Below are 8,958 nucleotides of genomic sequence, written 5' to 3'. Positions count from 1 at the left end.
TTATTAATGAGCGTTTTATTGAATAATCGGCGCGGATATGGTACTGTAAAACTTATCGTTTAATATAGAAAATGAAAAAGGTTTAGGAATCGAATATGAATAACGGTTTACTGTTTTTACAGCAGATCATCAACGGGCTTTCGCTCGGCAGCATCTACGCTCTCATCGCGCTCGGTTATACGATGGTCTACGGCATTGTAAAACTTATCAATTTTGCTCACGGAGACGTCGTCATGATGGGAGCGTACGCGGGCTACTTCGTGCTTGTCGCGCTCGGATCTGCGCCTTCGGTCGCAGCAGGCGTCACTCCGGTAAGCCTCGTGCTCGCCTTTGCCGCGGCTATGGTCGTTTGCGCCCTGCTTTCGCTCGTCATCGAGCGCTTTGCCTACCGACCGCTCCGCTCGGCTCCGCGCCTCAATTCGCTTATCACGGCGATTGCGGTCGAACTCATTTTGCAAAATACGATGCGCGTGCTGCCCTTTGTCGGGCCCGATCCTCGCCAGTTTCCGACGATTGCGGTAAAAAACTTTTTATTCGGTTCTCTTGCCGTATCGAATATCCAGTGTATCGTCATCGCGTCGAGTGCGTTTTTGATGATCGTTTTAAATTATATCGTAAACAGGACGAAGACGGGCAAAGCGATGCAAGCCGTTTCGTTCGATATGCAGGCCGCTTCTCTGATGGGGATCAGCGTCAACCGCATTATCGCGGTTACTTTCGTTATCGGCTCGATCCTCGCGGGTGCGGGCGGCGTTTTGTATGCGACCGCCTATCCGCAAGTCGATCCGATGATGGGGTATATGCCCGGTCTCAAAGCCTTTATCGCGGCTGTTCTCGGCGGCATCGGTTCGATCCCCGGTGCGATGTTCGGCGGTATCCTGCTCGGCATCGCGGAAACGCTCACGAAGGGCTTTCTCTCTTCGCAGTACGCGGATGCGATTTCGTTTTCGATTTTAATAATCGTCCTTTTGGTAAAGCCGTCGGGCATATTCGGAAAAAGCCGTACGGTAAAAGTGTGATGCGCCAAGCGTAGGAATACGGCTTTCGCATCGCATAGGAGTTATTATTAATTATGAAAAATACACTGCTGAAAAATATGCTCGTTCCGGGTGTGTGCGCGCTGCTCGCCGTCGCGCTTCCCGCCCTCCTCATACGCTTGGAAATCATCGATGCGTATACCGCGCAGATACTCACGCTGTCGGCGGTCAACGCGATTATGGCGCTCAGCGTCAATATGATCTGCGGCATTACGGGGCAGCTGTCGCTCGGACAGGCGGGCTTTATGGCGATCGGCGCGTATGCGACGATTTTGCTTTCGACAAATGCGCACGTACCGCTGCCCCTTTCGATCGTTTTCGCCGGTATCCTTACGTCGTTTTTCGGATTTCTTATCGGCTTTCCGACGCTCAAACTCGAGGGCGATTACCTTGCGATCGTAACGCTCGGCTTCGGTGAAATAATCCGCGTCGTACTTGTCAACTTAAAACGATGGACGGGAGGCCCCAACGGTAAACAGTTTCCGACGGCGCTGACACTTGATCCCGCGCTTGCGTATACGGTCATCGTCGGAACTCTCGTCGTCCTCATCGTTTTGGTGCAGAATTTTATACGATCGACTTACGGCCGCGCGATCCTCGCCGTGCGCGAAGACGAAATCGCTGCGAATGCTGCGGGCATCGATGTGTTTAAATATAAGATGCTCGGTTTCGTCATCGCCTCTTTTGTCGCGGGTATCGGCGGAGCGCTTTACGCGCCTTTTATCGGATTCGTAAAACCCGACCAGGCGTCGTTTACGAAGAGCATCGATTATCTCATCTTCGTCGTACTCGGCGGTATGGGGTCGACGACCGGAAGCGTGCTCGCGGCCTTTGTGCTCACCTACGTGCAGGAGTTTTTACGCTTTTTGCAAAATTACCGCCTGCTCATTTACCCTGTTATCCTCATCATCGTGATGATATTCCGCCCGCAGGGACTTATGGGGATGAAAGAATTTTCGTTCGTCCGCACCTTTGATAAAATCGCTTCGTCGCTCGTGCGCGGCAAAAAAACGGAGGCGCACAATGGCTGACGAAAAAAAACTCGTGCTCGAAGCGAGCGACGTTTCGATCATCTTCGGCGGCTTGTGTGCGGTGAGCGATTTTTCATGCGAACTGCGCGAAGGAGGGCTCTACGGTTTGATCGGCCCGAACGGCGCGGGAAAGACGACGCTGTTCAATATGATCAGCGGTATCTATACGCCGACTTCAGGACAGCTTTCGTTTTGGGATAAAAACGGCAAAGTCCGCATCATCAATAAAATGAAGCCCGCCGGGCTCAACGCGATCGGCATCGCGCGCACCTTTCAAAACATCAGGCTTTTCGGAAATCTTTCGGTGTCCGATAACGTGCGCATCGCGCTGCACTCGTCGCGCACGGTTTCTCCTTTCGACGTACTGCTGCGTACTCCGAAGTACAGGCGCGATGAAAAAATGATGAGCGAACGGGCGATGCATCTTTTGCAGCTGTTTAAAATCGACGGTAAAAAAGACTCACTCGCGCGTAACCTGCCCTACGGCGAACAGCGCAAACTGGAAATCGCACGCGCCCTTGCATCGAAGCCGAAGTTGCTTTTGCTTGACGAACCTGCTGCCGGAATGAATCCGCAGGAAACGGCGGAACTCATGCGCATGATCGATTTTATCAGAAAGGAATTCGATTTGACGATTTTGCTTATCGAACACGATATGAAGCTCGTCATGGGAATCTGCGAACACATAATGGTGCTTGATTACGGCCGCATCATAGCTGAAGGAAAGCCCGAAGAGATTCGGACGAATCCGCAGGTCATCAAAGCCTATCTCGGCCGGGACGCGTCATAAACGAGAATCGATTTTTATTAATTGTTAGATTGGATTTCGAGTTTTCTAAAACTCGAAATTTTCCAACTGTTTCATGTATCAATGAATGGTGAGTTTTGAAAATAAATAAAATTATGCTTACAGCGAGGTTCCGGCTGCGTGCCGTTTCGAGCGTTAGGCTTGCGGAAGCCTGCCCCAAAAGCTCGACCGCGGTATACACGGCGAGTTTGCAGAGCAAACTCGGTAGTGAGTGCAGCGAACGAAGTTCTCGCTGAAAGCATCGCTTTATTTCGCTGGTATTTTCAAAACTCGACATTTAACCTATTATATGGGGGCACGATGAGTACGCTGCTCGAAGTTAAAAACCTTACCGTCTCATACGGCGCGATCAAAGCGCTGCACGATATTTCGTTTTCGGTCGAAGACAAAGAAGTCATCACGCTGATCGGATCGAACGGCGCGGGCAAGACGACGACGCTGCACGCGGTTTCGAATATTTTGAAAAAGGATGCGGGAAGCGTTTTTTTCGACGGAGAAGACATCACCGATTGCGCGCCCGACAAAATCGTCGAGCGCCGTTTGATTCAGGTGCCGGAAGGCCGGCGTATTTTTCAAAACCTTTCGGTGCGCGAAAACCTCGAACTCGGCGCCTATTTGCGGCGCGACAAGGCGGAAATCCGGCGCGATACGGAAAAAGTGTTCGAACTTTTTCCGCGGTTAAAAGAACGCTTAAAGCAAAATGCGGGAACGCTTTCCGGTGGTGAGCAGCAGATGCTCGCGATGGGCCGCGCTCTCATGGCTTTTCCGAAACTGCTTTTGCTCGACGAACCTTCTATGGGGCTTGCGCCGATCCTCGTCGACGAAATCTTTTCGATCATTAAAAAAATCAGCGCGGAAGGGACGACGATTCTGCTCGTCGAACAAAATGCGTATAAAGCGCTTTCCGTTGCCGACCGCGCGTACATCCTCGAAACGGGCGCAATATCGAAGAGCGGAAAAGCGGCCGATCTCGCTGCCGATCCCGCCGTAAAAGCGGCTTACCTCGGCGGTTAGCTCATCGTGCGGCGGCGGTTGCAGCGTATGTTGCGGATTTTTTTGCGGTACCGGAGCATAGCGGCCGATAAAAAAATCGCAGCATGGCAGTAAAATCGCGCGGAATGTGTTATAATACTAAGCAGGGGCAGGAGGATTTGTATGATTGTAAAGGATGTGATGACGCGAAACCCGGTGTACGTTTCTCCGGAAACGACGCTCACGGAAGCCAAAGCGCTTATGATGAAAAAGACTATCAGCAAGCTGCCCGTCATCGACAAAAACGGCAGACTTGCGGGCATCATTACTAAAAACGATTTGGCGAAAGCCGGTCCGTCCGATGCGACCACGCTCGATATGTATGAAATCGGCTATCTGCTTTCGAAGCTCACCGTCGAAAAAATCATGACAAAAAAAGTCGTGACGGTTTCGGAAAACGAAATCGTCGAAGAAGCGGCGCGCATCATGGTCGACAATCAAATCGGATGTCTTCCCGTTATGAAAGACGATATCCTCATCGGCATCGTAACGGAAAGCGATCTCTTTCACTTGTTTACGAATATGTTCGGTGCCCGCCACGAAGGAGTGCGCGTGACGATAAGCAGCGCCGACAAGCCCGGTCAGCTCGCAAAGATCGCCGAAAAGATCGCGGCGCTTAACGGCAATATCGTTTCCGTCGTTACCGACGAGCTGAAAGAGCCCGGCGTGCGCCGTCTCACGGTAAAAGCGACCGACATAACGCTCGAAGCGATGCAGTCGGTGCTTTCGGACTGCGGCGTTTCCGTAGAAGATATCCGCGTCGTGTGACCGAGTTTTTGAAAATACCTATTTGCTTTTGCGGCGGACTGTCAGTATTTTATAAACGATGAAAGCACAGACAAAAACGCTTATCGACAGATTTCTCAGAACGTATCGCGAAGTTTTTTCCGATAAAGATTTTGCGCGCATACTCGGCAAAATGGGCGTGCGCGCGACGCGCACGATATGTGAAGAATACCTCGCTTCAAGCGATTGCGTTTTTGCGCTGGACGACGGATTCTACATTACGCGGGCGGGCGCGTTTTCGAACCGCTTTTTCAGCTTTAAACCGACGAGAGCGGAAGTCGAACACAACTGTTTTGCGGCGGGGGGAAGGTGCATGCCCTTCGTCGATCCCGAAATGCTTCCGTCTTCGCTCACCTTTACGTACAAAGGCGAAGCGCTTTCACAAAAGGTCGTAACCTTTGCCGGCGCGGATGCGGCCGATCTTTTTGCCCTCTACGGTGCGGAATTCGCTTCTCAATATATTGCAGCCGACCCTGCGAATAAAGGGATGGATTTGGCATCTCAGGATTTTGAGCTGCCGCCCGAAGTGCATCTTACGGTCAATTCACTCGAGCCGCTCGTCAAATACTGCTCTTTCAAATACGGCGACCGCATTTTGTGCCGCGTCGTCGATTGGGATTTCGGCCGGATCGAAGTCGTGCCGGTAAAGCGCGATGAAAACCCGATGCGCATGCAAACCGACGATCTCGAACGGCAAAATTGGTACGCGAGGCTCGAATCCGATCTCCTTGAAAGTTTCGCCGTTGTGGGGCCCTGTGCGTCGATCGAAGAGCAGCTCGCCTGCGTTTTTTTTGACGACGTAAAAGTGTTGTGTACGGCGCATTGCGGTTCGGTCGAAGAGTTCCTCCAGCAAAGCCGCAAAGTCGCCTACGAGCCTTTCGGAGTTGAAACGCGCTTGTGGAAAGCCGGTGAAGAAGTTCCCGCCGTCGGCACGTGGAATAATTTTTTGAATATCAACACGGATTCCGATGATCCGATATTCGAAGATCTGGCCGCTCCGGATTTTGTTTTCGACGCGTATATCGAAGATCAGCTTTTCGAAAAAAAATACGATCCCGATCTCGTCCTCGATCGGATTTTGCCGGACGGCGTTCATTTAAAACCCGAAGAGCGGAAAATTCTTTTATTGCATATCGATTCGTGCCACGCTATAATAAAAAAGGATTACAACTGGTTTGCCGATTTTCATATCGGACCGCTGCGCCGCCGCGCCCTTGCGCTGTATCGGAAGGCGAATCAGCTCGTGTTGGAAATCGATCGATCCGCGGTAAACCTTGAGCGCTATCCGCAGCAGGAGCTCGTCATCCTGTCGCAGATATTCAATCATGTTTTGCACGTACTGGAGATAATCGAATGCGAGCCCGCCGCTGCGACCGAAGATGCCGATGAGATCGCGGCGTCCCTCGACGGCATGGAATGTAATTTTGAAGATATCAGCGGCGAACTTACCGATGCCGTCAAATCGGAAAAAAGAAACGGCTTTATCGTCGTAAAATAACGGCGAATACATTGCACTGTTTTTAATTTCAGGATTGCCGTTTTTTCATCGTACGATTTTTATAAATTATTTTATTAAATAATAATTATTAATTATTTTTGATAGGAGCGATTATGGACGAAAAAGCGATTAAGGCCGTTGCTGCGAGCGTACGCGGTCTTTCGATGGATGCCATTCAAAAGGCGAATTCGGGGCATCCGGGTATTCCGCTCGGAGCTGCGGAATTGGCGGCCGTTCTCTACGGCGACATATTAAAACACAATCCCGTCGACTCGAAATGGGCAGACCGCGACCGTTTTTTGATTTCCGCGGGACACGGCTCTATGTGGCTGTATGCGATTTTGCATCTTGCGGGCTACAAAGTGACGCTCGACGACATAAAGAGTTTCCGCCAAGTCGGTTCGAAGTGTCCGGGGCACCCCGAATACGGCGCGACGGACGGAGTCGAAAACACGAGCGGCCCGCTCGGTCAAGGAGTGGCGATGGCGGTGGGCTCGGCAATTGCCGAGACGATGCTTGCCGCACGATTCAATACGGCTTCTCGTAAAATCGTCGATCACTATACGTATTCGCTCGTCGGCGAAGGCTGCCTCCAAGAAGGCGTTGCGTCCGAAGCGTCGAGTCTTGCGGGGCACTTGAAGCTCGGAAAGCTCATCGTATTTTACGACGAAAATAAAATCAGCATAGACGGTTCGACCGATATCGCTTTTACCGACGATATCGCAAAGCGCTACGAAGCGTACGGCTGGCAGGTTTTGAAAGGTTCGATGTACGAACCTGAAAAAATTATTAAATTGACTGAAGAAGCGAAACAATGTACCGACAAACCGACGCTCATCATGCTTACGTCGGTCATCGGAAAATACGCGCCGAAGCAGGGCACGCCCGACGTACACGGCGCTCCCCTCGGAGAAGCAGGCGTAAAGGCTGCGAAGGAAGCGATCGGTTTGCCTTCCGACAAAGACTTTTACGTGCTCCCCGAAGCGTACGATTATTTTGCCGCAAAAAAAGCGGCGTATGCGGAACGCGAAGCGGAATGGAAAAAAGAATTCGAAGCGTGGTCTAAAGAAAATCCCGAACTTCGAAAAGAGTGGGACGCTTTCCATACCGACTCTCCCACGAACGACGTTCCCGACGTTTCATTCAAAGTCGGAGATTCCCTTGCAACGCGCGATGCGAGCGGCAAAGCGATCGTCATGATCGCAAAGCGTTACGGAAATTTCGTCGGCGGTTCGGCGGATTTGACAGGGCCGAATAAAACGAAGATCGACGACTTGGACGGAGTTTATTCGGCCGAAAATCGAAAAGGGCGCATGATCGAATTCGGCATCCGCGAGTTTGCGATGTCGGCGATCAGCGCAGGTATCAGTCTGCACGGAGGTCTTCGCCCGTTCTGTGCGACCTTCCTCGTGTTCAGCGATTACCTCCGTCCGTCGCTGCGCGTCGTATCTCTTATGAAGCAGCCGGTCATATACGTTTTTACGCACGATTCTATTTACGTCGGCGAAGACGGACCGACGCACCAGCCGGTCGAAACGCTCGCTTCTCTCCGTGCGATTCCCGGCGTACAAGTGCTCCGTCCGGGTGATGCCGAAGAGACGGTCGAAGCGTGGAAGATGGCCTACGAAAGCAAAGATCATCCGGTTTGCCTTGCGCTGACGCGGCAAAAACTTGCCGTATACGAAAAAGCCGACAAAGACTGGAAAAAGACGATCCGCACGGGCGCCTACGTCGTGCAGGAAGGAAGCGCCTCTCCGGATATTACCGTTCTCGCATCAGGTTCCGAAGTGAATACGGCGCTTGAAGCGGCGAAGCTCGTTCCCGAAAAAAAGATCCGCATCGTATCGGTTATCGATTTGAAGCGATTTTCCGAAGCGGACGATGCGGCGCGAAATAAAATCATCGGAAGTGCAAAGCGCATCGTCGCCGCAGAAGCGGGTATCGGTACGGAGTGGTTCCGCTTCGTAAAAGATCGCAGCGATATCTTCAGCATCGAAACCTTCGGCGAATCGGGGCCGGCGGAAAAAGTTGCAGAGCATTTGCACTTTACCGCTTCCGATCTCGCAAAGGTGCTGAAGCGCTGAGCGCCGCATCGCAGGTGAAAGCGCCGCTTCTTACGCTGAAAGCGCAAAGTAAAAGTTGCGAGGCGGCAATGAATGCAAACTTCGATTTGATTAATAATTAATCAAAATTATTAAACCGCAGAGGCTTTTCTCTGCGGTTTTTTCTTTCAAACGGCTTGCTTCCGGAGTGCGGCGGTATCGGGTAATGTGTTCGACATTCGGTCGGTACCGTTTCGGACGGCGCATATCGGAAGAACCCGCCTTCTGCACTTCGCTCACGCTCATCCGCGCTCGTGCGCGGACGCTTCGCGGTGCTCCACGCGGGCGTAGGCATATTTTGCAGCGCGCGGACGGCATTGCAGAAAATGTCAACTTTCGAAAATGCCGCATTCGTGCGCTTTTTGCGCACACGTATATCCGTGAGTTTTCGGAAGAAAACTCGAAATTAAACGAGGCGCGCTATTTTAGCGGCTCGTTTAAACCTTCGATTTCCGACTCGGTGAGACCGGTCATCCGCTGTATAAAATCGGTAGGACAGTTTTCACGCTGCATTAACTTTGCCGTTTCCCGTGCTTTTTGATACGACCCCGCGGCAATACCGTCGCGTCGACCTTGTAAGAGTCCGTCTCTTCTGCCTTTGCGTATCCCCCGCTCAAAACCGATCTTTTCACCTGCCATACGTAAGTCATCTTCCCGTATATTC

Annotated in this window: 7 protein-coding genes and 1 pseudogene; 7 read left to right on the top strand and 1 reads right to left on the bottom strand. The window is 51.7% G+C overall.

Annotated elements, in window-relative coordinates; translation table 11 throughout:
• Positions 1 to 95: 95 nt before the first annotated feature.
• The 7 genes from HMPREF0860_RS06200 to tkt all read left to right on the top strand — a co-directional run bounded on the left by HMPREF0860_RS06200 (position 96) and on the right by tkt (position 8,276).
• Entirely contained in the window at positions 96 to 1,019 is a 924-nt protein-coding gene (locus HMPREF0860_RS06200) for a branched-chain amino acid ABC transporter permease (RefSeq protein ID WP_021330166.1), read from the top strand.
• A gap of 53 nt (positions 1,020 to 1,072) precedes the next feature.
• Positions 1,073 to 2,068, top strand: coding sequence for a branched-chain amino acid ABC transporter permease (locus HMPREF0860_RS06195; RefSeq protein WP_021330175.1), 996 nt, complete (start codon positions 1,073 to 1,075; stop codon positions 2,066 to 2,068).
• Complete coding sequence (locus tag HMPREF0860_RS06190; protein WP_021330176.1) at positions 2,061 to 2,858, top strand: ABC transporter ATP-binding protein; 798 nt, start codon at positions 2,061 to 2,063, stop codon at positions 2,856 to 2,858. Before HMPREF0860_RS06195 ends, HMPREF0860_RS06190 begins: the two co-directional genes overlap by 8 nt.
• Positions 2,859 to 3,185: 327 nt before the next feature.
• On the top strand, positions 3,186 to 3,890 hold the full coding sequence (locus HMPREF0860_RS06185; protein WP_038080904.1) for an ABC transporter ATP-binding protein: 705 nt from the start codon (positions 3,186 to 3,188) through the stop codon (positions 3,888 to 3,890).
• A 141-nt stretch (positions 3,891 to 4,031) separates the two neighbouring features.
• A complete protein-coding gene (locus HMPREF0860_RS06180) occupies positions 4,032 to 4,676 on the top strand; it encodes a CBS domain-containing protein (RefSeq protein ID WP_021330167.1) in 645 nt (214 codons plus the stop codon).
• 58 nt (positions 4,677 to 4,734) lie between these two features.
• A complete protein-coding gene (locus HMPREF0860_RS06175; RefSeq protein WP_021330172.1) occupies positions 4,735 to 6,192 on the top strand; it encodes a hypothetical protein in 1,458 nt (485 codons plus the stop codon).
• 113 nt (positions 6,193 to 6,305) lie between these two features.
• A complete protein-coding gene (gene tkt, locus HMPREF0860_RS06170) occupies positions 6,306 to 8,276 on the top strand; it encodes a transketolase (RefSeq protein WP_021330170.1) in 1,971 nt (656 codons plus the stop codon).
• Between the two features lie 438 nt (positions 8,277 to 8,714).
• Here tkt and HMPREF0860_RS06160 read toward each other — a convergent pair.
• Positions 8,715 to 8,958 (bottom strand): annotated as a pseudogene (locus tag HMPREF0860_RS06160) (Rpn family recombination-promoting nuclease/putative transposase); the annotation flags it as partial.

Source organism: Treponema socranskii subsp. socranskii VPI DR56BR1116 = ATCC 35536 (assembly GCF_000468115.1).
GTDB classification, from domain to species: Bacteria; Spirochaetota; Spirochaetia; order Treponematales; family Treponemataceae; genus Treponema_D; species Treponema_D socranskii.
The sequence above is the reverse complement of the archived record's forward strand: the minus strand, read 5'-3'. Positions and strand labels throughout refer to the sequence as shown.

What these genes read in the sequence shown, in the direction of transcription:
- HMPREF0860_RS06195 (WP_021330175.1), top strand. Translation starts at nt 1,073, where the DNA reads ATGAAAAATACACTGCTGAAAAATATGCTCGTTCCGGGTGTGTGCGCG.
- HMPREF0860_RS06175 (WP_021330172.1), top strand. Translation starts at nt 4,735, where the DNA reads ATGAAAGCACAGACAAAAACGCTTATCGACAGATTTCTCAGAACGTAT.
- HMPREF0860_RS06180 (WP_021330167.1), top strand. Translation starts at nt 4,032, where the DNA reads ATGATTGTAAAGGATGTGATGACGCGAAACCCGGTGTACGTTTCTCCG.
- tkt (WP_021330170.1), top strand. Translation starts at nt 6,306, where the DNA reads ATGGACGAAAAAGCGATTAAGGCCGTTGCTGCGAGCGTACGCGGTCTT.
- HMPREF0860_RS06200 (WP_021330166.1), top strand. Translation starts at nt 96, where the DNA reads ATGAATAACGGTTTACTGTTTTTACAGCAGATCATCAACGGGCTTTCG.
- HMPREF0860_RS06190 (WP_021330176.1), top strand. Translation starts at nt 2,061, where the DNA reads ATGGCTGACGAAAAAAAACTCGTGCTCGAAGCGAGCGACGTTTCGATC.